At 73.7% G+C, this 26,365-nt stretch carries 25 protein-coding genes, 1 pseudogene and 1 riboswitch; of the genes and pseudogenes, 20 read left to right on the top strand and 6 right to left on the bottom strand.

Translation table 11 applies throughout. From position 1 onward, the window contains the following. Positions 1-64: 64 nt before the first annotated feature. From rpe to FM076_RS04695, 6 genes are all read left to right on the top strand, one after another. The gene (gene rpe / locus FM076_RS04720; RefSeq protein WP_173868669.1) at positions 65-748 is read left to right on the top strand and encodes a ribulose-phosphate 3-epimerase; all 684 of its coding nucleotides are present in this window, start codon (positions 65-67) and stop codon (positions 746-748) included. Between the two features lie 133 nt (positions 749-881). Then, positions 882-1,880, top strand: coding sequence for a sugar-binding transcriptional regulator (locus tag FM076_RS04715; protein ID WP_173868668.1), 999 nt, complete (start codon positions 882-884; stop codon positions 1,878-1,880). A gap of 98 nt (positions 1,881-1,978) precedes the next feature. Next, positions 1,979-2,455: a cation:proton antiporter regulatory subunit gene (locus FM076_RS04710; RefSeq protein ID WP_173868667.1), complete on the top strand. Its 477-nt coding sequence runs from the start codon at positions 1,979-1,981 to the stop codon at positions 2,453-2,455. A gap of 39 nt (positions 2,456-2,494) precedes the next feature. Then, a complete protein-coding gene (locus FM076_RS04705) occupies positions 2,495-3,748 on the top strand; it encodes a cation:proton antiporter (protein ID WP_173868666.1) in 1,254 nt (417 codons plus the stop codon). 104 nt (positions 3,749-3,852) lie between these two features. Further along, entirely contained in the window at positions 3,853-5,298 is a 1,446-nt protein-coding gene (locus FM076_RS04700; protein WP_173868665.1) for a GuaB1 family IMP dehydrogenase-related protein, read from the top strand. A gap of 106 nt (positions 5,299-5,404) precedes the next feature. Then, a complete protein-coding gene (locus FM076_RS04695; protein ID WP_173868664.1) occupies positions 5,405-6,109 on the top strand; it encodes a class I SAM-dependent methyltransferase in 705 nt (234 codons plus the stop codon). Here FM076_RS04695 and FM076_RS04690 read toward each other — a convergent pair. Then, complete coding sequence (locus FM076_RS04690; protein WP_173868663.1) at positions 6,073-7,104, bottom strand: GDSL-type esterase/lipase family protein; 1,032 nt, start codon at positions 7,102-7,104, stop codon at positions 6,073-6,075. The two genes, FM076_RS04695 and FM076_RS04690, sit on opposite strands and share 37 nt — an antisense overlap. Before the next feature lie 60 nt (positions 7,105-7,164). Between FM076_RS04690 and FM076_RS04685 the strand changes: the two are divergent. From FM076_RS04685 to FM076_RS04675, 3 genes and pseudogenes are all read left to right on the top strand, one after another. Then, positions 7,165-7,633, top strand: a pseudogene (locus tag FM076_RS04685) (Lrp/AsnC family transcriptional regulator). A 136-nt stretch (positions 7,634-7,769) separates the two neighbouring features. Further along, positions 7,770-8,585, top strand: a complete 816-nt coding sequence (locus FM076_RS04680) for a carbon-nitrogen hydrolase family protein (protein ID WP_173868662.1) — start codon at positions 7,770-7,772, stop codon at positions 8,583-8,585. Between the two features lie 82 nt (positions 8,586-8,667). Continuing rightward, positions 8,668-10,389 carry a flavin monoamine oxidase family protein gene (locus FM076_RS04675; RefSeq protein ID WP_173868661.1) on the top strand — a complete coding sequence of 574 codons (1,722 nt, stop codon included), beginning with the start codon at positions 8,668-8,670 and terminating at the stop codon, positions 10,387-10,389. Between the two features lie 52 nt (positions 10,390-10,441). Here the strand turns inward: FM076_RS04675 and FM076_RS04670 are convergent, their stop codons facing one another. Beyond that, positions 10,442-11,368: a TIGR03619 family F420-dependent LLM class oxidoreductase gene (locus FM076_RS04670; RefSeq protein WP_173868660.1), complete on the bottom strand. Its 927-nt coding sequence runs from the start codon at positions 11,366-11,368 to the stop codon at positions 10,442-10,444. A gap of 130 nt (positions 11,369-11,498) precedes the next feature. After that, positions 11,499-12,206, bottom strand: coding sequence for a DUF5995 family protein (locus FM076_RS04665; protein WP_173868659.1), 708 nt, complete (start codon positions 12,204-12,206; stop codon positions 11,499-11,501). Positions 12,207-12,352: 146 nt separating this feature from the next. Between FM076_RS04665 and FM076_RS04660 the strand changes: the two genes are divergently transcribed. Further along, the gene (locus tag FM076_RS04660; RefSeq protein ID WP_173868658.1) at positions 12,353-12,889 is read left to right on the top strand and encodes a GNAT family N-acetyltransferase; all 537 of its coding nucleotides are present in this window, start codon (positions 12,353-12,355) and stop codon (positions 12,887-12,889) included. On the opposite strand, the gene FM076_RS04655 is transcribed toward FM076_RS04660, so the two are convergent. Together FM076_RS04655 and FM076_RS04650 are read right to left on the bottom strand one after the other, a co-directional pair. Next, entirely contained in the window at positions 12,853-14,250 is a 1,398-nt protein-coding gene (locus FM076_RS04655; protein WP_173868657.1) for a uracil-xanthine permease family protein, read from the bottom strand. The genes FM076_RS04660 and FM076_RS04655 overlap by 37 nt on opposite strands. 99 nt (positions 14,251-14,349) lie before the next feature. Next, positions 14,350-15,567, bottom strand: coding sequence for an MFS transporter (locus FM076_RS04650; protein ID WP_173874512.1), 1,218 nt, complete (start codon positions 15,565-15,567; stop codon positions 14,350-14,352). Between the two features lie 661 nt (positions 15,568-16,228). Beyond that, a riboswitch (FMN riboswitch) is annotated at positions 16,229-16,359 on the top strand. Between the two features lie 204 nt (positions 16,360-16,563). On the opposite strand from FM076_RS04650, the gene ribD reads away from it, so the two are divergent. The 10 genes from ribD to FM076_RS04600 all read left to right on the top strand — a co-directional run bounded on the left by ribD (position 16,564) and on the right by FM076_RS04600 (position 25,621). Beyond that, a complete protein-coding gene (gene ribD / locus FM076_RS04645) occupies positions 16,564-17,793 on the top strand; it encodes a bifunctional diaminohydroxyphosphoribosylaminopyrimidine deaminase/5-amino-6-(5-phosphoribosylamino)uracil reductase RibD (RefSeq protein WP_173874511.1) in 1,230 nt (409 codons plus the stop codon). Next, entirely contained in the window at positions 17,794-18,453 is a 660-nt protein-coding gene (locus FM076_RS04640) for a riboflavin synthase (protein WP_173868656.1), read from the top strand. Next, positions 18,450-19,130 carry a nicotinamide mononucleotide transporter gene (locus FM076_RS04635; protein ID WP_173868655.1) on the top strand — a complete coding sequence of 227 codons (681 nt, stop codon included), beginning with the start codon at positions 18,450-18,452 and terminating at the stop codon, positions 19,128-19,130. Before FM076_RS04640 ends, FM076_RS04635 begins: the two co-directional genes overlap by 4 nt. A 46-nt stretch (positions 19,131-19,176) precedes the next feature. After that, entirely contained in the window at positions 19,177-20,538 is a 1,362-nt protein-coding gene (locus FM076_RS04630; protein ID WP_180217714.1) for a bifunctional 3,4-dihydroxy-2-butanone-4-phosphate synthase/GTP cyclohydrolase II, read from the top strand. Between the two features lie 114 nt (positions 20,539-20,652). Next, positions 20,653-21,138: a 6,7-dimethyl-8-ribityllumazine synthase gene (gene ribH / locus FM076_RS04625; RefSeq protein WP_173868654.1), complete on the top strand. Its 486-nt coding sequence runs from the start codon at positions 20,653-20,655 to the stop codon at positions 21,136-21,138. A gap of 34 nt (positions 21,139-21,172) precedes the next feature. Further along, the gene (locus FM076_RS04620) at positions 21,173-21,445 is read left to right on the top strand and encodes a phosphoribosyl-ATP diphosphatase (RefSeq protein WP_173868653.1); all 273 of its coding nucleotides are present in this window, start codon (positions 21,173-21,175) and stop codon (positions 21,443-21,445) included. Positions 21,446-21,516: 71 nt separating this feature from the next. Further along, positions 21,517-22,365 carry an ATP phosphoribosyltransferase gene (hisG, locus tag FM076_RS04615; RefSeq protein ID WP_173868652.1) on the top strand — a complete coding sequence of 283 codons (849 nt, stop codon included), beginning with the start codon at positions 21,517-21,519 and terminating at the stop codon, positions 22,363-22,365. A gap of 14 nt (positions 22,366-22,379) precedes the next feature. After that, entirely contained in the window at positions 22,380-22,898 is a 519-nt protein-coding gene (locus FM076_RS04610) for a PH domain-containing protein (RefSeq protein WP_173868651.1), read from the top strand. Positions 22,899-23,075: 177 nt separating this feature from the next. Then, positions 23,076-24,476, top strand: a complete 1,401-nt coding sequence (locus tag FM076_RS04605) for a hemolysin family protein (protein ID WP_173868650.1) — start codon at positions 23,076-23,078, stop codon at positions 24,474-24,476. Next, positions 24,473-25,621, top strand: coding sequence for a hemolysin family protein (locus FM076_RS04600; protein ID WP_173868649.1), 1,149 nt, complete (start codon positions 24,473-24,475; stop codon positions 25,619-25,621). The genes FM076_RS04605 and FM076_RS04600 overlap by 4 nt, the downstream gene beginning before the upstream one ends. Here FM076_RS04600 and FM076_RS04595 read toward each other — a convergent pair. Next, on the bottom strand, positions 25,545-26,365 hold an 821-nt coding region (locus FM076_RS04595; RefSeq protein WP_173868648.1), incomplete at its 5' end, for an AAA family ATPase. The two genes, FM076_RS04600 and FM076_RS04595, sit on opposite strands and share 77 nt — an antisense overlap.

Raw genomic sequence — 26,365 nt, 5'->3', positions numbered from 1 at the left:
GGCCGCCCGGGAGGCGGCCCCACCGCGTGCTCACCTCGAACACCCACACGGAATACTGGTAACCATGGCTCAGATCAACCCCAGCATCCTGTCCGCCGACTTCGCCCGCCTCGCCGAGGAGGCCCGGCGGGTGGGCGGTGAGGGCGGCGCCGACTGGCTCCACGTCGATGTCATGGACAACCACTTCGTGCCCAATCTGACGCTGGGCGCGCCGGTCGTCGCCTCGCTCCGCAAGGCGACGGACACCCCGCTGGACTGCCATCTGATGATCGAGGACCCGGACCGCTGGGCGCCCGCCTACGTGGAGGCCGGCGCGGGCTCGGTCACCTTCCACGCGGAGGCCGCCGCCGCCCCCGTCCGGCTGGCCCGCGAGGTGCGGGCCCTGGGCGCCCGCGCGTCGATGGCGCTCAAGCCCGCCACCCCCGTCGAGCCGTACGAGGACCTGCTGCCGGAGCTGGACATGCTGCTGGTCATGACGGTGGAGCCGGGCTTCGGCGGGCAGGCTTTCCTGGACATCATGCTGCCCAAGATCCGCCGCACCCGGCAGCTGATCGACAAGCACGGGCTGGAGATGTGGCTCCAGGTGGACGGCGGTGTCTCGGCGTCCACCATCGAGCGGTGCGCGGAGGCCGGCGCCGACGTGTTCGTGGCGGGTTCGGCCGTCTACGGGACCGAGGACCCGGCCGCGGCCGTGCGGGCGCTGCGGCGGCAGGCCGAGCGGGCGGCCGGAACGGCCGGGGAGAGCTGAGGTGAACGCCGGGTGACCGACGTCACGTAGGCCAGGGGATCTGCAAGGATGAACGCGCGGCGCGCCAGCGCCACCAGCGCGGACACGGCAAGACAGTGAGGTGAGAGCGGTGTCGTCGGGGCGAGCCACGCGAATGGGACCCGCCGAACTCATGCAGGCTGCGGCGATGGCCCGCCGCTTCTATCTGGAGGGCAAATCCAAGATCCAGATCGCGGACGAGTTCGGGGTGAGCCGCTTCAAGGTGGCCCGGGTCCTGGAGACCGCGCTGGAACGTGATCTGGTGCGGATCGAGATCCGGGTGCCCGCCGAACTGGACGCCGAGCGCTCCGACGCGCTGCGGGCCCGCTTCGGGCTGCGCCACGCGGTCGTCGTCGAGTCGCCCACCGAGGCCGTGGACGACGCCGCCGACCCGGAGAACCTGGGCGAGGTGGCCGCCGACCTGCTCGGCGAACTCGTCACCGACGGCGATGTGCTGGGGCTGGCCTGGGGCCGCTCCACCATCCACATGGCGACGGCGCTGCGCCAGCTGCCGCCCTGCACCGTCGTACAGCTGACCGGGGTCTACGACGCCGGAACGGCCGACCGCGGCTCGGTGGAGGCCGTACGGCGGGCCGCCGAGGTCGCCGGGGGAGAGGCGCACCCCATCTACGCGCCGATGCTGCTGCCCGACAGCGCCACGGCCGCCGCGCTGCGCAACCAGACCGGTATCGCCCGGGCCTTCGAGTACTTCGACAAGGTGACCGTCGCCGCCGTCTCCATCGGCTCCTGGGAGCCGGGCATCTCGACCGTGCACGACATGCTCAGCCCGCAGGAGCGCGAGCACTACTCGTCGCTGGGTGTCGCCGCCGAGATGTCCGCGCACCTGTTCGACGCCCAGGGGCGGCGGATCGGCCGCGACCTGGGGGAGCGCTGCATCACCGTGGAGGCCGAGCGCCTGCGCCGCGTCCCGGAGGTCGTCGCCATCGCCGGCGGACACCGCAAGGCCGCCGCCATCGGCGCCGTGCTCCGCTCCGGCCTGGTCACCAGCCTGGTGACCGACACGGCGGCGGCGGACTGGCTGCTCACCGAGGAAGAAGCGGGGCCCCGTCCGGCGTTGGAGCGTACGGATCCGGACAGCACCGCCACTTCCTAGACCGCCGCATCGGAGAACGTGCGCAGCAAGGACACCGCGAAGACCTCACAGCAGGCCGCTTCGCAGACCTCGTGGAAGGTTCAGAAGGGCAGCACGCCATGACGACCAAGAGCACCAAGCTGCCGGGGCTGGGCAAGCAGTACGACATCACCACCCGGGCCGGCCGGCACATCTCCGTGGTCGCCCACCAGGACGGCCGCAGGTTCCTCGGCTTCTACCGGGAGGACGACCCGGACGCGTGCCAGGCCACGGTCCAGCTCGACCGGGAGGAGGCGGTCTCCCTCGCGGAGATCCTCGCCCCCGGCGAGAACCCCCGGCTGGGGACGTGCGAGATGGAGATCGACCTGGTCACCGTCCGCATCCCGCTCTCGGGCCAGTCCCCCTACAGCGGGGAGCCGCTGGGCGCGACGCGGGCGCGGACCCGCACCGGCGCCTCCATTGTCGCCGTCCTGCGCCGCACCGGTGCCGTCCCCTCCCCCGGGCCGGACTTCCGGCTGGAGGCGGGCGACACGCTCGTCGCCGTCGGCACCCGGGAAGGGGTGGACGAGCTGACCCGGATCATCTCCGGCACGTAAGAACGCTGGACAAGCCGCTGGACAACTGAAAGGCCCTCCGTGCACGACACCACCGTCCTGCTGATCGAACTCGGCGCCGTCATCCTGGGCCTGGGGCTGGTAGGCCGCTTCGCGGGCCGCATCGGGCTCTCCCCGATCCCGCTCTATCTGCTGGGCGGTCTCGCGTTCGGGCACGGAGGGTTCTTCCCGCTGACGGCCAGCGAGGGGTTCATCGAGGTCGGCGCGGAGATAGGGGTGATCCTGCTCCTGCTGCTGCTCGGCCTGGAGTACAGCGCCTCGGAGCTGGTGACGAGTCTGCGCACCCAGTACCCGTCCGGCCTGGTGGACTTCCTGCTCAACGCGGTGCCGGGTGCCGTGGCGGCGGTCCTGCTGGGCTGGGGGCCGGTCGCGGCAGTGGCGCTGGCGGGCGTCACCTGGATCTCCTCCTCGGGGGTCATCGCGAAGGTCCTCACCGATCTGGGCCGCCTCGGCAACCGGGAGACGCCCGTCATCCTCGGCGTGCTGGTCATCGAGGACCTGTCCATGGCGCTCTACCTGCCGCTGCTGACCGCCCTGGTGGCCGGACTCGGGCTGGCGGGCACCAGCGTGGCGATGCTCGTCGCGGTGGGCACGGTCGGCATCGTGCTGCTGGTCGCGCTGCGCTTCGGGCGGCACATCAGCCGCGCCGTCAGCTCCAACACCCCCGAGATGCTGCTGCTCGTCGTGCTGGGGCTCACCCTGCTGATCGCGGGCATCGCCGCCAAGCTCCAGGTCTCGGCCGCCGTCGGCGCCTTCCTGGTGGGCATCGCGCTGTCGGGGGAGACGGCGGAGAACGCGCGCAGCCTGCTGACGCCGTTGCGGGACCTGTTCGCCGCCGTCTTCTTCGTCTTCTTCGGGCTCAACACCGCCCCGTCCCAGATACCGCCGGTGCTGCTGCCCGCCCTGGTGCTGGCCCTGGTCACCTCCGTCACCAAGGTCGTCACCGGCTGGTACGCGGCGGGGCGTGCGGGCGTGGGCAGCAAGGGCAGGCTGCGCGCGGGCGGGGCCCTGGTGGCGCGCGGCGAGTTCTCCATCGTGATCGCCGGTCTCGCCGCGGGCACCGACCCGCGGATCACCCCGCTGGCCACCGCCTATGTGATGATCCTGGTGATCTTCGGGCCGTTGACGGCACGCTGGACGGAACCCCTGGTGCGCGGCACGAAGGGGCTGTTCGACGCCCGCCGGGAGCGGCGGGCGCGCGAGCGGGAGCAGCCGGCGCCCCCGCGGGCCGAGGCCACGCCCGATCCGGTGGGCGGCGGCGGTCACGCCGGGTAGGCGCCGCCCCGGCACCGGGTGAGCGGCTCGTACGATCCCACCAAGCCCTCCCCGGTCACTCCGGCGGATCGTCCGTTCTCGCATGGATGTGCGGCCGTGGGAGAATGAAGTACGTGCGTTTCCTCAATGATCAGCGGCCCCCGTACGACCTGACGTACGACGACGTCTTCATGGTGCCGAACCGCTCCGCGGTCGGTTCCCGGCAGGGCGTGGACCTCTCCTCCCCCGACGGCACGGGCACCACCATCCCCCTGGTGGTCGCCAACATGACCGCCATCGCCGGACGCCGTATGGCCGAGACCGTCGCCCGCCGCGGCGGGCTCGTGGTGATCCCGCAGGACATCCCGATCGACGTCGTCACCGAGGTCATCGGCTGGGTCAAGCGGCGGCACCACGTCCTGGACACCCCCATCACCCTCGCACCCACCCAGACCGTCGCCGACGCGCTCTCGCTGCTGCCCAAGCGGGCCCACGGCGCGGGCGTCGTGGTGCGGGACGGGCGGCCCGTCGGCGTCGTCACCGAGTCCGACCTGACGGGCGTGGACCGCTTCACGCAGCTGACCGAGGTCATGACGAGCGAGCTGATGGTGCTCGACGCGGACATCGACCCGCGCGACGCGTTCAACCAGCTCGACGCGGCGCACTTCAAGTTCGCGCCCGCCGTCGACGCCGACGGCAAGCTCGTCGGCATCCTCACCCGCAAGGGCGCCCTGCGGGCCACCCTCTACACCCCCGCCCTCGACGCGAACGGTGCCCTGCGCATCGCCGCCGCCGTGGGCATCAACGGAGACGTCGCGGCCCGGGCGAAGGCGCTGCTCGACGCCGGGGTCGACACCCTCGTCGTGGACACCGCGCACGGCCACCAGGAAGGCATGATCGAGGCGCTCAGGGCCGTCCGGGCGCTCGGGCCCGCGGTGCCGGTCGTGGCCGGCAACGTCGTGGCCGCCGAGGGTACGCGCGACCTGATCGAGGCGGGCGCCGACATCGTCAAGGTCGGCGTCGGCCCCGGCGCCATGTGCACGACCCGCATGATGACCGGCGTCGGCAGGCCGCAGTTTTCCGCCGTCCTCGAATGCGCAGCCGAGGCGCGCAAGTACGGCAAGCACGTGTGGGCCGACGGCGGTGTCCGCCACCCGCGCGACGTCGCCATGGCGCTGGCCGCCGGAGCCTCCAACGTGATGATCGGCTCCTGGTTCGCCGGCACCTACGAGTCGCCCGGCGACCTCCAGCAGTCCGCCGACGGGCGGCTCTACAAGGAGTCGTTCGGCATGGCCTCCGCGCGGGCCGTACGCAACCGTACCGCCGAGGAGTCGGCCTACGACCGGGCCCGCAAGGGCCTGTTCGAGGAGGGCATCTCCACCTCCCGGATGTTCCTCGACCCGGCCAGGCCGGGCGTCGAGGACCTGATCGACTCGATCATCGCGGGCGTCCGCTCCTCCTGCACCTACGCGGGCGCCGCGACGCTGGAGGAGTTCGCCGACAAGGCGGTCGTCGGCGTGCAGAGCGCCGCCGGTTACGCGGAGGGCAAGCCGCTGCACGCCAGCTGGTGACGGCCCGCGAGGCCACCACGACGCGCGGCGCCGCACCCCACGGGTGCGGCGCCGCGCGCGTGAGGGGGTCTTCCACGGCCCCCGTCCGCGTGGTCGGATGGCCGGCATGACCACCTACACGCGCCACGCCAACTCCGGTACCGGGCCGGGGCAGATCACCCCGGACGGCTGTGCCGTCGAGGTCTACGCCCGGATCCCGGACATGGGAGAGACCGCGATCGTCGCCTCCGCCGTGACCGAGCCGCGCGGCCTGACCCTCCTCGAACTCGGTGCCGGCGCGGGGCGGATGACCCACGCCCTGGTCCGCCGGGGCTTCCGGGTCACCGCGGTCGACGAGTCGCCCGGCATGCTCGACCTGATCGAGGACGCCCGCACCGTGCGCTCCGCCATCGAGGACCTCGATCTGGGCGAGCGGTTCGACGTGGTCACCCTCGCCTCCTTCCTCGTCAACAGCGCCGACGACGACCAGCGCACCGGACTCCTGGACACCTGCGCCCGGCACGTCGCCCCCGGCGGCTGCGTCGTCATCCAGCGCCAGCACGACAGCCGGCACGAGGACGTGGGGCCGGGGCACGGCTGGAGCGGCGGCGGGATGACCATCACCACCAGAAGCGTCGAACCCGTCGGGGACGGCATCGTGCGTTCCCTCGTGGAGTACGCCTTCGACGGCCGGACCTGGAGCCAGACGTACTACACGCGGCTGCTGACCGAACCGGTCTTCACCGACGTGCTGGCCGCCTCCGGGCTGCGCCTCGACCGGTGGCTGACCGACCGTCACGACTGGGCGCGCGCGGTGCCGTCGGCCGGCTGAGGCGAGGGGACGCCCAGCTCCTCGCGCAGCGCGCGGGCCACCGCCGAGGCGATCCGCGCATGCCCCTCGTCGTCGGGGTGGACGCCGTCCACCAGCCGGTCGGGGCCGACCAGCCCGGCGCCCGGCAGCAGGGCGAGACGGCCGTCCCCGCGGGCGATACGGGCGCGCACCGCCTCCTCCATGGCGGTGCGCAGCTCGGCAAGCGTGGCGCCCAGCGGGTTGGGCGTCCGCTCCGCGTCGGGGCGCGCCAGTGGCGAGACGACCAGCAGCGGTGTGCGCGGATGCCCGGCGCGCACCAGGCCGAGGAAGGCATCGACGGTCTCGGCCAGCAGCCCTGCCGAATACGGCACTCCTCTCCAGCAGTTGCAGCCGAACGCCACGGTGAGGACCTCGCCCGGCAGGGCCGCCAGCTGCTGGGCACTGGCCGGTTCGCCGTGCGCGGAGCCCGAATAGCCCAGATTGACGGTGTCCAGTCCGAGCGCGCGGCCCGCGCGGGCCGGCCAGCCCCGCGACGGCATGGCCGCCGACCAGCCCTCCACGATGGAGTCGCCGTACACCAGCCAGCGCGGCCGCGGTGGCGCGGGCCGGGCACCCCGTACGCCCAGCAGCACGGGTGAGTACCCCTCCGGCGGGTGGAGGACGCCTGAGCCGCCGGGCCAGTCGACGCGCAGCACGCGCTCCTCCTCGCTGGGGGTCTCCGGGACGACGGCCAGCCGCTCACCGTCCCGCAGCACCTCCCAGGCGCGGCCCCCCTCGCGCAGCGCGTCCACCGTGCCCAGGGCACCGGCCCGGTAACGCACCTCGAACGGGCCCTTCGCGGTGAATTCCAGCCGCACCCCCACCGGCATCACCGCCCGCGCCCAGGTCGCCAGCGGCAGCCGCGCGGCGTCCGCCGGGTCGGCGCGGACGCAGCGGTCCCCGTCCCACCAGCCCACGCCCCGCACGAACGGCCTGGCGTCCTGCCACCGATCCGCCGCGTCCCCGGTGCTCCGCACGTCTCACCTGTACCTTCCGTCGTTCCGTGCCGCCTTCGGCGTCGTGTTCTACTAAGCGCCGTGCCACCACAGAACGATCTCGACACCCTCGACGAACACATCGTCCACGCCCTCGCCGAGGACGCCCGCCGCACCTACGCCGACATCGGCGCGGAGGTCGGCCTCTCGGCGCCCGCCGTCAAGCGCCGTGTGGACCGGCTGCGGGAGCGCGGCGCCATCAAGGGGTTCACCGTGCGGGTCGACCCGTCCGCCCTCGGGTGGCAGACGGAGGGCTTCATCGAGATGTACTGCCGCTCCCGCACGTCCCCGGAGGACATCCACCGGGCCCTCGCCCCCTACCCCGAGGTCGCCTCGGCCTCCACGGTGACCGGGGGGGGCGGACGCGCTCGTCCAGGTCTTCGCCGCGGACATGCGGCACTTCGAGACCGTGCTCGAACGGATCGCGGGGGAGCCCTTCGTGGAGCGCACCAAATCCGTCCTGGTGCTCTCCCCGCTGCTGCGCCGCTACACCGCCGGCCCGCCGCTGTGAGCAGCGCTTCCGGAGCTGACCCGGGACCTGAGCACAACAAAACGACTGTGCCACGGGCAATCGCGCAAGAAAGCGGGGGTCACCTCGCAAGATCGACCGCTTGCCGCCCGCCGGGGTGCTCCGTAGCGTCGAAGACGTGCGCATCGCCCTCCACCAGACCCGGTCCCACGGCCTGGACACCCTCGACGACGCGGCCCGCGAGGCCGCCGCGCGGGGCGCCCGTCTGCTGCTGACGCCCGAGCTGTCCCTGACCGGATACGCCCTCGCCGACCCGGCCGAGCACGCGGAGCCCGCCGACGGTCCGAGTGCCGCCGCGGTCTCCCGGATCGCACGGCGGCACGGGGTCGCGGTGGTCTACGGCTACCCGGAGCGCGGGGAGGGCGGCGCCGTCCACAACTCCGTGCGGCTCGTCGGCCCCGACGGCCGGGCCCTCGCCGACTACCGCAAGACGCACCTGTACGGCCCGTACGAGGCCGAGCACTACACCCCCGGCACCCGGCTCCCGGTCCAGGCCGTGCTGGACGGGCTCACCCTGGGCCTGCTGGTCTGCTACGACGTGGAGTTCCCCGAGGCCGTCCGCGCGCACGCCCTCGCGGGCACGGACGTGCTCCTGGTGCCGACGGCGCTGATGCGCCCGTACGACACCGTCGCCACGACACTCGTCCCCGCGCGGGCCGTCGAGAGCCAGCTCTACGTCGCCTACGCCAACCGCGCCGGCCGGGAAGGGGAGTTCGACTTCGCCGGGCTGAGCTGTCTGGCCGCGCCCGACGGCACCGTGCCGGCCCGGGCCGACGGCGAGGCGCACACCGTGCTGGTGGCCGACGCGGACCCCGCGCTGCTGCGGACCTCCCGCGAGAACAACCCCTACCTGGCCGACCGCCGCCCCGAGCTGTATCCGTCCCGGGCCGAACCCGTCCCGAGCCTGACCCGTCCCGAGCCTGACCCGGTCTGAGCCGGACCCGGCCCGGACCGTCCGGCACCGGCCGGAGCGACCTGTGCACCGACCACGTCCCGTTCCCCAGGAGCACCACCCCATGACCTCCACCGTGCCCACGGCCGCCCACGAGCAGGACGAGCGGCAGCAGGACGCCCAGGGCCGCGCCGAGCGGCCGCTGACCATGTTCGGCCCCGACTTCCCCTTCGCCTACGACGACTACCTCGCGCACCCGGCGGGGCTCGGTGCCGTACCGCCCGCCGAGCACGGCACCGAGGTCGCCGTCATCGGCGGCGGACTCTCGGGCCTGGTGACGGCGTACGAGCTGATGAAGATGGGGCTCAAGCCGGTCGTGCACGAGGCCGACCAGCTCGGCGGCCGGCTGCGCACCGCCTCCTTCGAGGGCGGCGACCCGGAACTGCGCGCGGAGATGGGCGCCATGCGCTTCCCGCCGTCCTCCACCGCGCTCCAGCACTACATCGACCTGACCGGGCTGGAGACCAGGCCGTTCCCCAACCCGCTGGCGCCCGACACCCCCTCCACCGTCGTCGACCTCAAGGGCGAGACGCACTACGCGCGCACCCTGGAGGACCTGCCGCCCGTCTACCACCAGGTGATGGAGGCGTGGAACACCTGCCTGGAGGAGGGCGCCGACTTCTCCGCCATGCAGCGCGCGATACGCGAGCGGGACGTGCCCCGCATCCGGGAGATCTGGTCCGCGCTGGTGGAGAAGCTCGACAACCAGACCTTCTACGGCTTCCTGTGCGACTCCCCGGCCTTCTCCTCCTTCCGGCACCGCGAGATCTTCGGCCAGGTCGGCTTCGGCACCGGCGGCTGGGACACCGACTTCCCCAACTCCATCCTGGAGATCCTGCGCGTCGTCTACACCGGGGCCGACGACGACCACCGCGGCGTCGTCGGCGGCTGCCAGCAGCTGCCGCTCAGGCTGTGGGAACGCGCGCCGGACAAGCTCGTCCACTGGCCGCAGGGCACCAGCCTGGCCACGCTGCACCCGAACGGCGAGCCGCGCCCGGCCGTCACCCGGCTGCACCGTACGGCGGGCAACCGCGTGACCGTCACCGACGCGGCCGGCGACATCCGCACCTACCGGGCGGCCGTCTTCACCGCCCAGTCCTGGATGCTGCTCAGCCGCATCGACTGCGACGACGACCTGCTGCCCATCGACCACTGGACGGCGGTCGAGCGCACCCACTACATGGAGTCCTCGAAGCTGTTCGTGCCGGTGGACCGGCCGTTCTGGCTGGACAAGGACCCGGTCACCGGCCGCGACACGATGAGCATGACGCTCACCGACCGCATGACCCGCGGCACCTACCTGCTGGACGACGGACCCGACAAGCCCGCCGTCATCTGCCTCTCCTACACGTGGTGCGACGACAGCCTCAAGTGGCTGCCGCTGGACGCGGGCGAGCGGATGGAGGTGATGCTCAAGTCGCTGGGCGAGATCTATCCCGGCGTCGACATCCGCAAGCACATCACCGGCAACCCGCTCACCATCTCCTGGGAGGACGAGCCCTACTTCCTCGGCGCGTTCAAGGCGAACCTGCCGGGCCACTACCGCTACCAGCGGCGGCTGTTCACCCACTTCATGCAGGACCGGCTGCCCGCCGACCGCCGTGGCCTCTTCCTGGCGGGCGACGACATCTCCTGGACGGCGGGCTGGGCCGAGGGGGCCGTGCAGACCGCGCTCAACGCCGTCTGGGGCGTCATGCGGCACTTCGGCGGCTCGTGCGACCCCGCCAACCCCGGGCCGGGTGACGTCTTCGACGAGATCGAGCCGGTGCGGCTGCCCGAGGACTGAGCCGGGGCGTGGGCCGGGACCGCGGGAAGGCGGGGCGGTGGCGGGAGCGCGGTTACAGCCCCGCTTCCGTCGCCGCCTCCCGCAGCAGCCTCGCGGTCTCGATCAGCTCCCGTGCGTCGCCGCTGGTGAGCTGGTTGTCCAGCAGCACCTCGTCCACGCCGGCCCGGGCGGCCGAGGCCAGGTCGTCCACGATCTGCTCGACGCTGCCCTGGTAGGGGCGGCGCTTCCCGTCGACCGGGCGGTCGGTGACCCGTACGAAGGTCCGCAGGGTGATGGTGAGGTCCGCCGGGTCCCTGCCGTGTTCGCGGGCCAGTTCGGCGATGCGGGCGCGGGTGGCGACCAGCTGGTCGTTCGCGACCAGGGACGGCAGCCAGCCGTCGGCCCGCCGCACCAGCCGGCGCAGCGCCCGGTCGGTGCCGCCCGCCAGCAGCACCGGGATGCGGCCGGCCGGCTTGGGGCCCACGGCGGAGGGCGTGAACCGGGTGCGCTCCCCCTCGTAGGCGGCCGGGTCCGCGCCCCAGACGGCGGCGCACACGTCCAGCAGTTCGTCCAGCGCGGCCCCGCGCGAGGCGTAGTCCACGCCCGCGGCCGCGAACTCGTCCCGGGACCAGCCGGTGCCCAGCCCCGCGACGACCCGGCCGCCGCTGGCCGCGTCCAGCGAGCCGAGGGCGCGCGCCAGCAGGAACGGCTGGTGCAGCGGACCCACCAGCACGGCCGAGCCCAGCCGGACCCGTTCGGTGACGGCGGCGGCCAGTGAGAGGGTGACCAGCGGGTCGGAGACCGACCGGAAGTACTCCGACCACCGCTGGCCGGGGATCAGGTACATGTCGTCCACGGGCTGTTCCGGGCGCATGATCCGCTCCAGCACCCAGACGCTGTCGTAGCCGGCCTCCTCGGCGGCGCGTGCCACGGCCGTCACATCGGTGCTCAGATCGTAGGTGCCGGTCTGCGGCAGTCCCAGTCCCAGTCGCAGTGCCATCTCGCCTCCATGCGCCCCAACGCCCGACAGGTCACGTCCGGCACGCGGGTACCGGACGTCTCCCCCTGCCTACGCGATGTGCGCCCGGTCCGGCAACGGTGCCTCCCGCCGCCGGCACCCCCGCACCCCCTCAGTGCCACAGCGGTGTCAGCAGGCAGCGGCCCGTCATCCCGACCGTCGCGTCCAGCCCTTTGGCCATCTCCTCCAGCAGCTCGTCGAAGACCCGCAGCTCCCACAGCGCCCGGAACGCCGCCCAGGCACCGCAGCGCGCCCGCTCCAGGCTCCAGCTGCCGATCAGATGGGTCAGCGGGTCGGCCACGTCCAGCAGGTCGGGGCCCGGCATCAGATCCTCGCGGATCCGCTCCTCCAGGCCGGTCAGCAGCTCGCCGATCCGCTCGAAGTCCGCCTCCAGCGCCTCCGGGCCCACACCGCGCGCCCGGCAGGTGTCCACCAGTGCGAGCGGGAGGTCGTGGCCGATGTGCGCGTTGATGCCCGCCAGTGCGAACTGCAGGGGGTGGATGGAGGGATGGCGCCGGAAGCGGAAGAGCGGGCGCCAGCAGGAGGGCGGGCGCAGGCCCGCCGCCTCGGCGTCCACCGCGTCCAGGAAGCGCCGCGCGAACCGGGTGCCCAGCTCGCCGGTGGCGAGGCGGTCGCCGAAGTGCCCGGCGACCAGCCGCCGTTCCAGCTCCTCGGTCACCGACAGATACACCCGGTTGAAGACGGCCACCCCGTCGACACGCGGCAGGGTCGCGCCGATCTCCCGCATCCGGGCCGTCACTTCGGCGACGGGCGCCGATGCCACCGCGCGCTGCGCGGGAACCTGGTCCGTAGAGGTCATGCCCCGCAGCGTGACAGCCGTCCGCCCGCGGCGGCGGCAGCCCGCACCGTACGGCCCCCGGACGGAGGACGCCGCGGCGGCGCGCGGGCGCCCGGCGGCGGTTATTCGCGTGCGGTACGGCAGGCCCGTGTGATACGCCACCGGGCATGACCGACTTGCGCACCGCCCGGCTGGTACTGCACGCGATGACGCCCGAGGAAGCCGAGCGGATCGTTGCGGGGAAACCCGGCGAGGGAGACCTGTGGGGCCCCGAGTACCCCGACGCCATGGACGTGGAGGGCGCCACCGACCTGCTGAAGGCCTGTGCCACCACGGGAGACCCGCGCCCCTTCGGCAACTACGAGATACGCCGCCGCTTGGACGGACGTGCCGTCGGCGGCCTGGGCTTCAACCGGGTGCCCGACGCGGACGGCACCGTCACCATCGGCTACTCCCTCAACGCCTCGGTGCGCGGCCGGGGTTACGCCTCCGAGGCGCTGCGCGCACTGCTCGACTTCGCCTGGTCCCGCGGCGTCACCCTCGTCAAGGCCGACGCCGACCTCGGCAACCTCGCCTCCCAGCGCGTGATGCGGGCCGTCGGCATGCGGGAGGTGGGGGAGGACCACCGGGTGCGGTACTTCGAACTGGCCGCGCCCGCCGGGGCCGCTCAGCCCTTGCCGCCGTCCGCCTCCGGCTCGTCGTAGGCGCTGGTGCCTTCGTCCAGGAGCGGCTCCTGGGCCTTCAGGTGCGGCGGCGCCAGCGCCTTGAGGACGTGGTAGCCGGTCAGCACGACGAGGGTGCCCAGCGCGATGCCGCCCAGCTCGAAGGAGTCGGTGAACTTCAGGGTGACGCCGCCGATTCCGATGATGATGCCCGCGGCCACCGGCACGAGGTTGAGCGGGTTGCGCATGTCGACGCCGTTGTTGATCCAGATCTGCGCGCCGAGCAGGCCGATCATGCCGTAGAGGATCACGGTGATGCCGCCGAGCACCCCGCCGGGGACGGCCGCGACGACGGCGCCGAACTTGGGGCACAGCCCGAACAGCAGCGCGAAGCACGCGGCGGCCCAGTACGCGGCCGTCGAGTAGACGCGCGTCGCGGCCATCACGCCGATGTTCTCCGAGTACGTGGTGGTGGCCGGGCCGCCGAACGCCGTGGACAGGACGCTGCCGACCCCGTCGGCGGAGATCGCCGTGCCGAGCTTGTCGTCGAGCGGGTCGTCCGTCATCTCGCCCACGGCCTTCACGTGCCCGGCGTTCTCGGCCACCAGCGCGATCACCACCGGGAGCGCCACCAGGACCGCCGGCCAGGTGAAGCCCGGCCCGTGCACGGACGGCAGCCCGAACCAGTCCGCCTTGCCCACACCCGACAGGTCCAGCCGCCAGTGGTCCACCGTCCTGCCGCTCGCGTCCGGCGAGTGGATCCGGCCGAAGACGGCGTCGAACGCCCACGACATCAGATACCCGGCGACCAGCCCCAGGAAAATGGCGATGCGTGACCAGAAGCCGCGCAGGCACACCACGGCGAACCCCGTCAGCAGCATCGTCAGCAGGGCCGTCCACTGGTCCTGCGGCCAGTAGGTGGCGGCCGTGACGGGCGCCAGGTTGAAGCCGATCAGCATGACGACCGCGCCCGTCACCACCGGGGGCATCGCCGCGTGGATGACGCGGGCGCCGAACTTCCGCACGGCCAGGCCGACGAGGACGAGCACGGCGCCCACCACCAGGATGGCGCCGGTCACCGCGGCGCTGCCGCCGCCCTGGCCGCGGATGGTGGCGGCCACCCCCACGAAGGAGAGGCTGCAGCCCAGATAGCTGGGCACCCGGCCGCGGGTCGCGAGCAGGAAGAGCATCGTCGCGAACCCGGACATCATGATGGCCAGGTTCGGGTCGAGGCCCATGAGCACCGGTGCCACGAAACTGGCGCCGAACATCGCCACCACGTGCTGGGCGCCCAGGCCGGCGGTGCGGGGCCAGGAGAGGCGCTCGTCGGGCCGTACCACCGCGCCGGGCGCCGGGACGCGCCCGTCGCCGTGCACCTTCCACCGCACGCCGAGCCCGCCCATGATCGCTCCTGCTCTGTTCTGTGGCCGATTCTGATCGGCCCACATCCTAATTCGCCTGGCGACGCCCTTTTCCCAGCCGTTTCCCAGCCGTTTCCCAGGTCAGGTGCGCAGCACGTGCGCGGTGGCCACCAGGCCGAGGAGGAGAGCGGTGACGACGCCGAAGGAGAAGGACAGCGTCGTCGTCTCCGCGATCCAGCCGACGATCGCGGGGGCGGCCAGTCCGGAGGCGTAGGCGAGGGTGGCCACGCCCGCGATGGCCTGGCCGGGCGCGGCGGCCGTCGTACGGCCGGCGGCGGCGAAGCAGAGCGGGACGACCACCGCGATGCCGATGCCGATCAGCGCGAACCCCGCCACCGCCGCCGGGGGCGTGTGCGCGACGACGACCAGCGCGGCGCCCAGCGAGGCGAGCACGCCCCCGGCCCGTACCGTCGTGACCGGGCCGAGGCGCCGCACCACCGCGTCGCCCGACAGCCGGGCCAGCGCCATGGTGCAGGCGAACGCCGTGTACGCCGAGGCGGCGAGCCCGGGTTCGGCTCCCGTCACGTCCGCGAGGTAGATGCCGGACCAGTCCATGGAGGCGCCCTCGGCGAAGACCGCGCAGAAACCGAGCAGTCCGATGGCGAGAACTCCGCGCGTGGGCAGGGCGAACCGGGGAGGCGCCTCGGCTTCACCCTCGGCCGGAGCCGGAGCCGGAGCCGGAGCCGGAGCCGGAGCCGGCGCGGGTGCCGGCGCGGACGTGGGCCGTCCGTCGGCGGAGGCCGGCTCGTCACCGGGTGTCCAGCGGGCGGCGAGCACCGCGACGGCGGCGAGCAGCGGGGCGGTGAGGGCGAGGTGCAGTCGCGCGTCCAGCCCCGCGTGCGCGGCCACGGCCCCGCCCGCGCCGCCCACCAGCGTCCCCACGCTCCACAGCCCGTGCAGCCCCGACATCACCGAGCGCCCGTACGCCTCCTCGACCCGCACGCCCTGGGCGTTCATCGCCACGTCCATCAGCCCGAGCCCGCACCCGTACAGGAACAGGGACAGGCACAGCCACCCCAGCGCGGGGGCCAGCGGCGGCAGCACCAGGCCCGCGCAGCAGGCCAGGGAGACCGAGGCGAGGGCGCGCCGCGGACCGTACCGGTGGGCCAGCCGGGCCGAGAGGGGCATGGCGGCGGTGGCCCCGGCGGTCATGAAGACCAGGGCGAGCCCCAGCCAGCCGGGGCCCAGGTCCAGGTGCTCGCGCAGCCACGGGATGCGGGTGGCGAACGTCCCGCTGGCCGTCCCGTGCACCGCGAAGACGACGGAGACGGCGACCCGCGCGACCCGCGCGGGGCGCACCGGTCGGCTGGGAGGGGTGCGGACGAGCGCGGTGGCCGCGTCCTCGGCCCGCTCCGTCCGGGCCTTCTCCGGCCGGGCCTGCTCTGTCCGGTTGCCCTCCGTCCGGTCGCCCTCCGGCCGGGCCTGCTCCTCCTCCGCCGCCCGTCCCGCCGGGTGCCTCGGGCCGGGGCCGGGCCGGGGAGCCTCCGGCGCCCCGTCCACGGCACCGCCGGGGGAGGAGCCACCGGAACCGGTCTCAGCTCCGGCCCCGGAACCGGCCCCGGCCCCGGTCCCCGAACCGATCCCGCTCCCGGAACCGACCTCGGTCCCCGAACCGGCCTCGTCCCTGGACGACCCCGTTCCGGAACCTCCCGCGGTTTTGGGGCCGGTCCCCGCGTCGGCCGCCCCCGTACCGGCCCGCGCCTGGGACTTTTCGTCGCCCGCTCGCATGCCGTCTCCCTGCCGCGCCGCGCCCGCACCTCGTGGTGCCTGCCGTCCGTCCCGTTGCCGGACCCGCCCGAGCGCGGCCCCGTGCGCTGATCGTGCCCCGCCCGCGGGGCGCTCGAACGCGTGCGTGCCCGGAAACGCGAGGGCCCGGCTGCGGCCGCTGTGAGTCAGCCCACAGGCTCCGGTCGCACAGCCCCCACCCCCGCGTGGCAGACTGGACGGGTACCAGTGACGTCAGCGCACTCCGGGGTCGGTGAAAGTCCGAACCGGCGGTTACAGTCCGCGACCCGGCCGCATCCAGTGGCCGGTTGACCAGGTGAGATTCCTGGACCGACGGTGAAAGTCCGGATGGGAGGCAGTGCGCGGCGGACCGCGACGGTACACCGCCGTGCGGCGGTCCCCTCCGGGCGACAGAACCGGAGCGGGCCCCTCCGTTCGGACTGGTGTGCACCCGGAGCGCGTCCGTCCCTCGTCCCGCAGCAGCCCCGGAGTCCGTGCCCGAAGAGGCAGGAGGACCCGGTGGCCCCCCATCCCCAGGCGCCGTCCGCGCCGCAGGCGGAGCGCGAGGCGATGCGCCGCGCCCTCGTCCTCGCGGCCCGCGGACTCGGCTCCACCAGCCCCAACCCGGTCGTCGGCTGCGTCATCCTCGACCAGGCGGGACGCACTGTGGGCGAGGGCTGGCACCAGCGCGCCGGCGGGCCGCACGCCGAGATCCACGCCCTGGCCGAGGCGGGTGACGACGCCCGCGGCGGCACCGCCGTGGTCACCCTCGAACCCTGCGACTACACCGGGCGCACCGGCCCCTGCGCGCAGGCCCTCATCGACGCGGGTGTCTCCCGCGTCGTCTACGCCGTTCGCGACCCCAGCCCCCGTGCGGCCGGCGGCGCCCGCACCCTGGCCGCCGCCGGTATCGACGTCGAGGGCGGGCTGCTGGCCGAGGAGGCCGCCGCGGGCAACGTGGCGTGGCTGACCTCCGTCCTGCACGGCCGCCCCTACGTGACGTGGAAGTACGCCGCCACCCTCGACGGGCGCACCGCCGCCGCCGACGGCTCCAGCCGCTGGATCACCTCCGCCGAGGCCCGCGCCGACGTGCACCGGCTGCGCGCCGAGTCCGACGCCGTCCTCGTCGGCTCCGGGACGGCCCGCACCGATGACCCGCACCTGGCCGTACGGGACGTTCCGGGCGCGGTCCAGCCGCTGCGCGTCGTCGTGGACACCGAGGCCGCCGTCGTCAGGCCCGGAGCGCGGGTTCTCGACGCCGTCGCCCCCACCCTCGTCGCCGTCGCCCAGGACGCGGACACCGCCGCGCTCGAGGCCGCGCTGCGGGGCGCCGGGGGCTCCGCCGGGCTGCTGCGGCTGCCCCGGGCCGCCGAGGGCGCGGCGGGGCTCGACCTGTCCGCGCTGCTGACGGCCCTGTGCGAGCGGGGGGTGCGCTCCGTGCTGCTGGAGGGCGGTGCCACGCTCGCGGGCGCCTTCGTCGCCGCCGGGCTGGTGGACCGGGTGGTCGGCTATCTCGCCCCCGTACTGCTGGGCGCGGGGCCGCCCGCGCTGGGGGAGGCCGGAATCAGCACCATCGCGCAGGCGTTGCGGCTCACCGTGAGCGACAGCGTGCGCATCGGCCCCGACCTGCGGATCACCGCGGTGGGCCCCACGGCGTCCGGGACGGCACACGCCGCCGCGGCCGGGCCGGCCGATCCGGCAGGGCACACCGAACCGACAGGGTCCGCCGACCCGGCCGGCGCCGAACCGTCCCACCAGACCGAGCAGTCCGAGCTGACCGAGCAGTCCGAGGAGTCCTGAGTGTTCACCGGAATCGTGGAAGAGCTGGGCGAGGTCGTCGCCGTCGAGGACCGCGGCGAGTCGGCCCGGCTGCGGCTGCGCGGACCGCGCGTCACCGCGGACGCGCGGCACGGCGACTCGATCGCCGTCAACGGCGTGTGCCTGACCGTCGTCGAGACGAGTGAGGGCGAGTTCACCGCCGACGTCATGGCCGAGACCCTGCACCGCTCCAGCCTCGGCGCGCTCCGCGTGGGCTCGCCCGTCAACCTGGAGCGCCCCCTGGCGCTGGGCGGGCGGCTCGACGGCCACCTCGTCCAGGGCCACGTGGACGGCACGGGCACCCTCACCGCCCGCCGCGACGCCGACAGCGGCACCGACCTGACGATCGCGCTGCCCGACGGGCTGGGCCGGTACCTGGTGGAGAAGGGCTCCATCACCGTGGACGGTGTCAGCCTCACCGTGGTCGAGGCCGCCGGCGACCACTTCACGGTCTCCCTCATCCCGACCACCCTTGCGCTCACCACCCTCGGCACCAAGCAGCCCGGCGACCCGGTCAACCTGGAGGTCGACGTGCTGGCCAAGTACGTCGAGCGGCTGCTGGGCGCTTCCGCGCAGGGCGCCGGCGCGCAGGGGCAGGCGCGGCAGGAGGCGGCACAGGCGGCGAAGGAAGTCCTGCGGTGAACGTCTTCCAGTGGCTCAACAGCGAGGCGTTCACCGCCTTCGGCCAGCACGTCATCTGGTCCGACATGCTGGGCAACAGCATCGGCCTGCTCGCCCTCGCCTTCGGCTGGCGGCGCTCCATAGTCACCTGGCCCGCACAGCTGCTGTCGGGGCTCGTCCTCGTCGGCGCCTTCGCGTACGCGCACCTGGCGGGCGGTGTCGGCAAGCAGCTGCTGGTCATCACCGTGGCGGTGTGGGGCTGGTACCAGTGGCGGCGCGGCCACCGGAAGGCGCAGGACGGCTCCATCGCCGTCCGGTTCGCCACCTGGCGCGAGCGCGGCGTGCTGGCACTGGGCACCGCCCTGGGCACCGTCGCCGTGGGCACCCTCTTCACCCTCGTCCCCGCCCTCTCGTGGAGCCCGTGGGCGGACGCCTACATCTTCGTGGGCACGCTGACGGCGATGGTCGCCCAGGCGCGCGGCCTGGTGGAGTTCTGGTTCGCCTGGCTGCTGGTCGACGTGGTCGGAGTGCCACTCGCCTTCCACAGCGGGCTGGCCTTCTCCGCCCTCGTCTACGTCGTCTACCTCGGCCTCGTCCTGTGGGGCCTGCGTGCCTGGTGGCAGCGCTCCCGCAGCGACGCCCGCGCCCTGGCCGCCCGCACCGAGCCCGCCCTGCCCGGGGCCGGAGCCGCGCTGTGAACCGGCGGACGCCACCGCAGCGCACCGCAATGGAAGGAGCCCGCCCATGACCGCGCTTCCCGACCGGTACGACGCGCCTCCCGCGCCGCGCGTCCCCGGCATCCCCGGACCGGACGCCGCCGGCGAGGCGCTCGCCCTCGCGCTCGACCCCGTCGAGGAGGCGGTCCGCGACATCGGCGAGGGCCGCCCGGTCGTGGTCGTGGACGACGAGAGCCGGGAGAACGAGGGCGACCTCGTGGTGGCGGCCGAGCTGATCACCCCCGAGATCGTCGCCTTCATGATGAGCGAGTGCCGGGGGCTGATCTGCACCCCCATGGAGGCCGCCGACCTCGACCGGCTGGCCCTGCCGCAGATGGTCGCGGACAACACCGAGTCCATGGGCACCGCCTTCACCGTCTCCGTGGACGCGACGGGCGCGCACGGCGTCACCACCGGCATCTCCGCCGCCGACCGGGCCGCCACCATACGGCTGCTGGCCAGCGCCGAGGCCGGCGCCGAGGACTTCGTCCGCCCCGGGCACGCCTTCCCGCTGCGGGCCAGGCCGGGCGGGGTCCTCGCCCGCGCCGGCCACACCGAGGCGGGCGTGGACCTGGCCCGGCTCGCCGGGCTGCGGCCCGCCGCCGCCATCGTCGAGATCGCCGGCGAGGACGGCGCCATGCTGCGGCTGCCCGAACTGGTGCCGTTCGCGCGCAAGCACGGGCTGCGGATCATCTCCATCGAGGACCTGATCGCCTACCGCCGCTCCGCCGAACCCACCGTGCGCCGCGAGGCCACGACGAGGCTGCCCACCCGGCACGGCGAGTTCCGCGCCTACGGCTACCGCTCCACCGTCGACGGTGTGGAGCACATCGCGCTGGTCGTCGGCGACATCGCCGGCCCCGGCGAGCGGGAGGGAGCCGTCGGCGGCGAGGACGTCCTGGTGCGGGTGCACTCCGAGTGCCTGACGGGTGACGTCTTCGGCTCGCAGCGCTGCGACTGCGGACCGCAGCTGGACGCCTCGCTCGAACGTGTGCAGCGGGAGGGCCGGGGCATCGTCCTGTACCTGCGCGGCCACGAGGGCCGGGGCATCGGCCTGCTGTCCAAACTGCGCGCCTACGAGCTGCAGGAGCAGGGCCGCGACACCCTGGACGCCAACCTCGAACTGGGCCTGCCCGCGGACGCGCGCGACTACACCGCGGCCGCGCGGATCCTCTCCGACCTGGGCGTGCGCTCCCTGCGGCTGATGACCAACAACCCGGACAAGACCGCCGCGCTGCTCCGCCACGGGCTCCGCGTCACCGGGCGGGAGCCGATGCCCGTACAGGCGGGGGAGCACAACCTGCGCTACCTGCGCACCAAGCGTGACCGGATGGGTCACGACCTGCCCTGGCTGGACGCGGACCGCACCTCGCCCTGCGGCAGCCAGTGACCTACCGCCCCCGCGGGGAACGGCCGGGGGCCCGGTACCGGTACCCGCTACCGGCACAGCACCAGCGACAACCAGTACACACACCAGTCACCACGCACAGCACGAGGAGCCACCGTGAGCGGCAAGGGCGCACCCGAACTGACCGTCAAGAACTGCCAGGACCTGCGGGTCGCCGTGGTGGCGGCGCAGTGGCACCAGCAGGTGATGGACGGCCTGGTCGACGGCGCCCTGCGGGCGCTGCGCGAGCTGGGCATCGACGAGCCGACCCTGCTGCGTGTCCCCGGCAGCTTCGAGCTGCCCGTCGTCGCCAAGGTCCTTGCCGACCGGGGCTATGACGCGATCGTCGCACTCGGCGTCGTCATCCGGGGCGGCACCCCGCACTTCGACTATGTGTGCCAAGGCGTCACCCAGGGCCTCACCGAGGTGGCCGTCCGCACCGGCGTCCCCGTCGGCTTCGGCGTCCTGACCTGCGACGACGACCAGCAGGCGCTCGCCCGCGCGGGCCTGCCCGGGTCCGCGGAGGACAAGGGACATGAGGCCGTCACCGCGGCGGTGGCCACGGCCGCGGCGCTGCGGACCGTCGCCGAACCCTGGCGCTGAGGGGAGCCCGCGACCGCGTAGGGTGTCAGACACCATGGCGAACAAGACATTCGAGCAGCTCTTCGCCGAGCTGGAGCACAAGGCCGTCCACGGCGACCCCGCCACCTCCCGCACCGCCGAGCTCGCCGCGCAGGGCGTGCACGCCATCGGGAAGAAGATCGTGGAGGAGGCCGCCGAGGTCTGGATGGCCGCCGAGTACGAGGGGAATACGCGTACGGCCGAGGAGATCTCCCAGCTCCTCTACCATCTCCAGGTGCTCATGGCCGCCAAGGGCATCTCCCTCGACGACGTATACGCTCACCTCTGAGCGGCCCCCTCCCCGCGAGCACCCCGCTCGGCACCCTCTCCGCACCGCTGACGAACAAAGGAAGCTCCCTCATGCTGCGCATCGCCGTCCCCAACAAGGGTTCTCTCTCCGGCCCTGCCGGGGAGATGCTGCATGAGGCCGGATACCAGCAGCGCAAAGCCTCCAAGGAACTCGTGCTGGTGGACCCGGACAACGAGGTGGAGTTCTTCTACCTGCGCCCCCGCGACATCGCCATCTACGTCAGCTCCGGGCGCCTCGACATCGGCATCACCGGCCGCGACCTGCTGCTGGACTCCGGCGCGCGGGCCGAGGAACTGCTTCCGCTGGGCTTCGCCCGCTCCACCTTCCACTACGCCGCCAAGCCCGGCACCATCTCCTCGGCCGAGGACCTGAGCGGGCTGACCGTCGCCACCTCCTACGAGGGGCTGGTCGCCAAGCACCTGGCGGACAAGGGCATCGACGCCTCCGTCGTCCACCTCGACGGCGCCGTGGAGACGGCCATCGAACTGGGCGTCGCCCAGGTGATCGCGGACGTGGTGGAGACGGGCACCTCGCTGCGCAACGCGGGCCTGGAGGTCGTGGGCGAGCCCATCCTCCAGTCGGAGGCCGTCGTCATCCGGCGCACCGGCGCCGACCCGGACACCCCCAAGGTGCAGCAGTTCCTGCGCCGCCTCCAGGGCGTCCTGGTGGCCCGCAGCTACGTGATGATGGACTACGACATCCGCGCCGAGCACCTGGAGGAGGCCGTCGCCCTCACCCCGGGTCTGGAGTCGCCGACCATCTCCCCGCTGCACGACCAGGGATGGGTCGCCGTCCGCTCCATGGTCCGCACCACGGAGGCCCAGCGGATCATGGACGACCTCTACGAGCTGGGGGCCCGCGCCATCCTGACCACGGGCATCCACGCCTGCCGTCTGTGACCGGAGCGAACCGCATGACCGACACTCCTGACACCAGCGGCCGGGCCGGCGACGCCGTGGCCGCCGCCGAAGTGCCCGCGCTGCCCGTCACGTTCCGGCCCACCCGCACGCGGGTGGTGCTGCTGACGGTCGGCGTCGCCGTGTTCGTCGTCCTCACCGCCGTCTCGCTGATGCTGCGGATGGGCGGCGGTGAGCGGGCCAGCTTCATCGTCACCGCCGCGCTCTTCCTCGCCGTCCTGGTGCTGTTGAGCCGCCCCCGGGTGACCGTGGAGGCCGACGGGGTCACGGTCGTCAACCTGACGACCAGGCGCCGCCTGGTCTGGGCGCAGATCCTCGCCGTCCGGCTGCGCCCCGGCGACCCCTGGGTCTCCCTCGACCTGTCCGACGGCACCAGCCTGCCCGCCATGGGCATCCAGCCCGGCATCGCCAAGCGGCAGGCCCTCGCCCAGGCACGCGCCCTGCGCGCCCTCGTCGACCAGGGCGGCCCGCGCGAGGGCGCCCCCGACGGCACGGCGGACTCCCCCGGAAGGTGAACCCCGGCGCGGTGCAGCGCGTCTTCGCGGGGTGAGGCGCAGTGTCTACTCTGTTCCCACCGGCATGAGCCGCCCCGCGCTCTGCGGGCACCTGCGACCCGAGGAGTGACCACCACCAGCGATGGACGGATCGTCCTGTAGTACGAGCGCCGTGATCCCCGCACCCGGGGGCGCGGCATGACCCTCCCGCTCCTGCTGCTCGGCGTGGCGTTCCTGCTCATCCTCGCCAACGGCTTCTTCGTCGCGGCGGAGTTCGGGCTCGTCACCGTCGAGAAGGCCGAGGCCGAGCGCGCCGCCGCCCACGGCGACCGCCAGGCCCGCACCGTCGTCCGCGCCCTGCGCGAGCTGTCCTTCCAACTGTCCGGTACGCAACTGGGCATCACCCTCACCTCCCTCGTCACCGGCATGCTGGCCGAACCGGCGCTGGCCCGGCTGCTGGCCGGCCCGCTCACCGCCGCGGGGCTGCCGCTCGGCGCGGTCGGCGGCGTGGCCGTCGCCGCCGGCATGCTGACCGCCTCCGCCGTGCAGATGGTCGTCGGCGAACTCGTCCCCAAGAACTGGGCGGTCTCCCGGCCGCTGGCGGTGGCCCGGTTCGTCGCCGGGCCGCAGCGGCTCTTCTCCCGCCTCTTCCGCCCGGTGATCGCCCTGCTGAACGCCGCGGCCAACCGCGTGGTGCGCCTCTTCGGCGTCCAGCCCGCCGAGGAGCTGGCCTCCGCCCGCACGCCGGGCGAACTCGTCTCGCTGGCGCACCACTCGGCGCGGGCCGGCGCCCTGGAACCAGGCACCGCCGACCTGTTCGTGCGCACCCTCGGGCTCGGCGGGCTGACCGCGCAGCAGGTGATGACACCGCGCGTGCGGGTCAGCGCCCTCCAGACGCAGGCCACCGCGCAGGACGTGCTCAACCTGACCCGCGCCACCGGGCTCTCCCGGTTCCCCGTCTACCAGAACACGCTGGACGAGGTCGTCGGCATGGTCCACCTCAAGGACGCCCTCGCCGTCCCCGCGCACCGGCGCCTGCGCACGCCCGTGCTGCGCGTCGCCGTACCCGCGCTGCTCGTCCCGCAGTCGCTTCCGGTCAGGCCGCTGCTGGCGCGGCTGCGCAGCGAACAGCCCATCGCCGTCGTCGTCGACGAGTACGGCGGCACCGCGGGCGTGGTGACGCTGGAGGACATCGTCGAGGAGATCGTCGGCGAGGTGCGGGACGAGCACGACGGACAGCTCTACGACGAACTGCCCGAACTCGCCCCCGTGGCGCCCGAAGCGGAGGGCCGCCCGGCCTGGGAGGCCGACGGCGGCTGCCGCGTCGGCCAGCTGCGCCGCATCGGCCTGGAAGTGCCCGAGGGGCCGTACGAGACCGTGGCCGGGCTGGTCGCGGACCTGCTGGGGCGCATTCCCGTGCCCGGCGACACGGCGCAGCTGACGGTGGACCAGGGCGACGGCCAGGAGCCGGCGCGGTGGCAGCTGCGGGTCCGGCACGTGGCCCACCACCGGGCCGAACGGGTCCGCGTCATCGCCCCGGACCGCGGCCGGGCCGAACCCGTGCGGGCCGTGCGCGGCGTGGAGGCGGCGGCACGATGAGCGCCCTGCAACTGCTGTTCGCCGCACTGCTGGTGCTCGGCAACGGCTTCTTCGTCGGCGCCGAGTTCGCGCTCGTCTCCGTACGCCGCAGCCAGATCGAACCGCTGGCCGCCCAGGGCTCGGCACGGGCCCGGCGGGTGCTGCGGGGGCTGGAGACGCTGCCGCAGATGATGGCCGCCGCGCAGTTCGGCATCACGGTGTGCTCGCTGACGCTGGGCGCCGTGGCCGAACCGACGCTGGCACACCTGCTGGAGCCCGTCTTCCACGCCCTGCGGATGCCGCACGCGCTGATCCATCCCGCCGGATACGTCATCGCGCTGGCCGTCGTCGTCTTCTTCCACCTGGTGGTGGGCGAGATGGTGCCCAAGAACCTGGCCATGGCGGCGCCCGAGCGCACCGCGCTGTGGCTGGGGCCCGCGCTGGTGGCCTTCGCGCGGCTCACCCGTCCGGTCACCGCCGCCCTGGGGGCCTGCGCCACCGTGGTGCTGCGCCTCTTCCGCGTCGAGCCGAAGGACGAGGTCGAGGCGGTCTTCACCAGCGAGCAGCTCAACCGGCTGGTGGCCGACTCGCGGCAGGCCGGACTGCTGGAGGCCGACGAGCACGAACGGCTCGCCGACGCGCTGGAACTGGGCTCAAGACCGCTGACCGAGGTGCTGCTGGGCGGCACCGACCTGGTCACCGTCGGGCCCGGGGTCACCCCGCGCGAGGTGGAGGCACTGACCGTGGGCACCGGATACTCGCGCTTCCCCGTGCGTGCCGAGGACGGCGGCTTCCTCGGCTACCTCCACGTCAAGGACGTCCTCGACCTGGAGGAGAGCGACAGCGCGGTGCCGCCGCGGCTGTGGCGGCCCATGGCCACGCTGCCCGGCCAGCTGCCGCTGGACGACGCGCTCACCGCGATGCGGGCCGGCGCCTCCCACCTGGCGGCCGTCGCGGACGCCGAGGGGCGGATCCTGGGCGTGGCCGCCCTGGAGGACGTGCTGGAGATGCTCGTCGGCGAGGTCCACGATCCCGCGCACGCCGAGCGCACGCCGCCCGCGGCGCTGAGCCTCCCGCAGCCGTTCGGCCTCAGCCGGGCGGCTGCGGGCCGGGACGAGGGCCGTCCGGACCCCGCCCCGACAGCACCTCCCCGTACGCCTGCATGAGGTCGGGCAACCGCAGGGTCGCCAGGTCGTCCCTGGTGGGTGTGCCCGTGTAGCCGGAGAGCCGCAGATCGCGGTAGGCGCAGCTCTTCTCGTAGAGGGTGCGCAGGAAGCGGCCGTTGCCCAGCTCGTCGATCCAGCCCTGCTCGACGACGTGGCCGCTGATGCTGCGCAGCTCCTCCAGCGCCTCTTCGTCCCACACGTCGCCGTTGTCGGCGGCCAGCACCTCGCCGATCGCCGTCAGCTCCAGCGGGCGGTAGCTGGGGAAGTCCACCCGGGTGGTGAAACGGGAGGAGAGCCCCGGGTTGGCCGCCAGCAGCCGGTCCATCCCCTCCGGATAGCCGGCCAGGATCACCACGAGCTGGTCCCGGTTGTCCTCGGCGCGCTTGAGCAGCACCTGGAGCGCCTCGTCGCCGTACGCGTCGCCCTTCGTGTAGCCGGAGTTGGAGAGCGCGTACGCCTCGTCGACGAACAGCACACCGCCCAGCGCCGAGTCGATGAGCTCGTTCGCCTTGACGGCGGTCTGCCCCAAATACTCGCCCACCAGGTCGGCGCGCTGGGCCTCGACCAGGTGGTCCCCGCCCAGCAGGCCCAGCGCGTAGAAGGCGCGGCCGAGGATGCGCGCCACCGTGGTCTTGCCCGTGCCGGAGGGCCCGGAGAAGACGAAGTGCCGCTTCGGCGGCTGGACCGGCAGCCCCTGACCGGCCCGCAGCCGGGCCATGCGCAGCTGCGCGGAGAGCGCCCTCA

The sequence above is a fragment of the Streptomyces albus subsp. chlorinus genome (assembly GCF_013302895.1).
Taxonomy (GTDB): domain Bacteria; phylum Actinomycetota; class Actinomycetes; order Streptomycetales; family Streptomycetaceae; genus Streptomyces; species Streptomyces chlorinus.
Note: the sequence above shows the minus strand (reverse complement) of the source record. Positions and strands in the feature narration are given on the sequence as shown.

Bases quoted from the DNA above. Each gene is read 5' to 3' on its own strand.
- rpe (WP_173868669.1), top strand. From the start codon at position 65: ATGGCTCAGATCAACCCCAGCATCCTGTCCGCCGACTTCGCCCGCCTC.
- FM076_RS04715 (WP_173868668.1), top strand. From the start codon at position 882: ATGGGACCCGCCGAACTCATGCAGGCTGCGGCGATGGCCCGCCGCTTC.
- FM076_RS04710 (WP_173868667.1), top strand. From the start codon at position 1,979: ATGACGACCAAGAGCACCAAGCTGCCGGGGCTGGGCAAGCAGTACGAC.
- FM076_RS04700 (WP_173868665.1), top strand. From the start codon at position 3,853: ATGAAGTACGTGCGTTTCCTCAATGATCAGCGGCCCCCGTACGACCTG.
- FM076_RS04695 (WP_173868664.1), top strand. From the start codon at position 5,405: ATGACCACCTACACGCGCCACGCCAACTCCGGTACCGGGCCGGGGCAG.
- FM076_RS04675 (WP_173868661.1), top strand. From the start codon at position 8,668: ATGACCTCCACCGTGCCCACGGCCGCCCACGAGCAGGACGAGCGGCAG.
- FM076_RS04670 (WP_173868660.1), bottom strand. From the start codon at position 11,368: ATGGCACTGCGACTGGGACTGGGACTGCCGCAGACCGGCACCTACGAT.
- FM076_RS04665 (WP_173868659.1), bottom strand. From the start codon at position 12,206: ATGACCTCTACGGACCAGGTTCCCGCGCAGCGCGCGGTGGCATCGGCG.
- FM076_RS04660 (WP_173868658.1), top strand. From the start codon at position 12,353: ATGACCGACTTGCGCACCGCCCGGCTGGTACTGCACGCGATGACGCCC.
- FM076_RS04655 (WP_173868657.1), bottom strand. From the start codon at position 14,250: ATGGGCGGGCTCGGCGTGCGGTGGAAGGTGCACGGCGACGGGCGCGTC.
- ribD (WP_173874511.1), top strand. From the start codon at position 16,564: ATGCGCCGCGCCCTCGTCCTCGCGGCCCGCGGACTCGGCTCCACCAGC.
- FM076_RS04630 (WP_180217714.1), top strand. From the start codon at position 19,177: ATGACCGCGCTTCCCGACCGGTACGACGCGCCTCCCGCGCCGCGCGTC.
- FM076_RS04620 (WP_173868653.1), top strand. From the start codon at position 21,173: ATGGCGAACAAGACATTCGAGCAGCTCTTCGCCGAGCTGGAGCACAAG.
- hisG (WP_173868652.1), top strand. From the start codon at position 21,517: ATGCTGCGCATCGCCGTCCCCAACAAGGGTTCTCTCTCCGGCCCTGCC.
- FM076_RS04610 (WP_173868651.1), top strand. From the start codon at position 22,380: ATGACCGACACTCCTGACACCAGCGGCCGGGCCGGCGACGCCGTGGCC.
- FM076_RS04605 (WP_173868650.1), top strand. From the start codon at position 23,076: ATGACCCTCCCGCTCCTGCTGCTCGGCGTGGCGTTCCTGCTCATCCTC.
- FM076_RS04600 (WP_173868649.1), top strand. From the start codon at position 24,473: ATGAGCGCCCTGCAACTGCTGTTCGCCGCACTGCTGGTGCTCGGCAAC.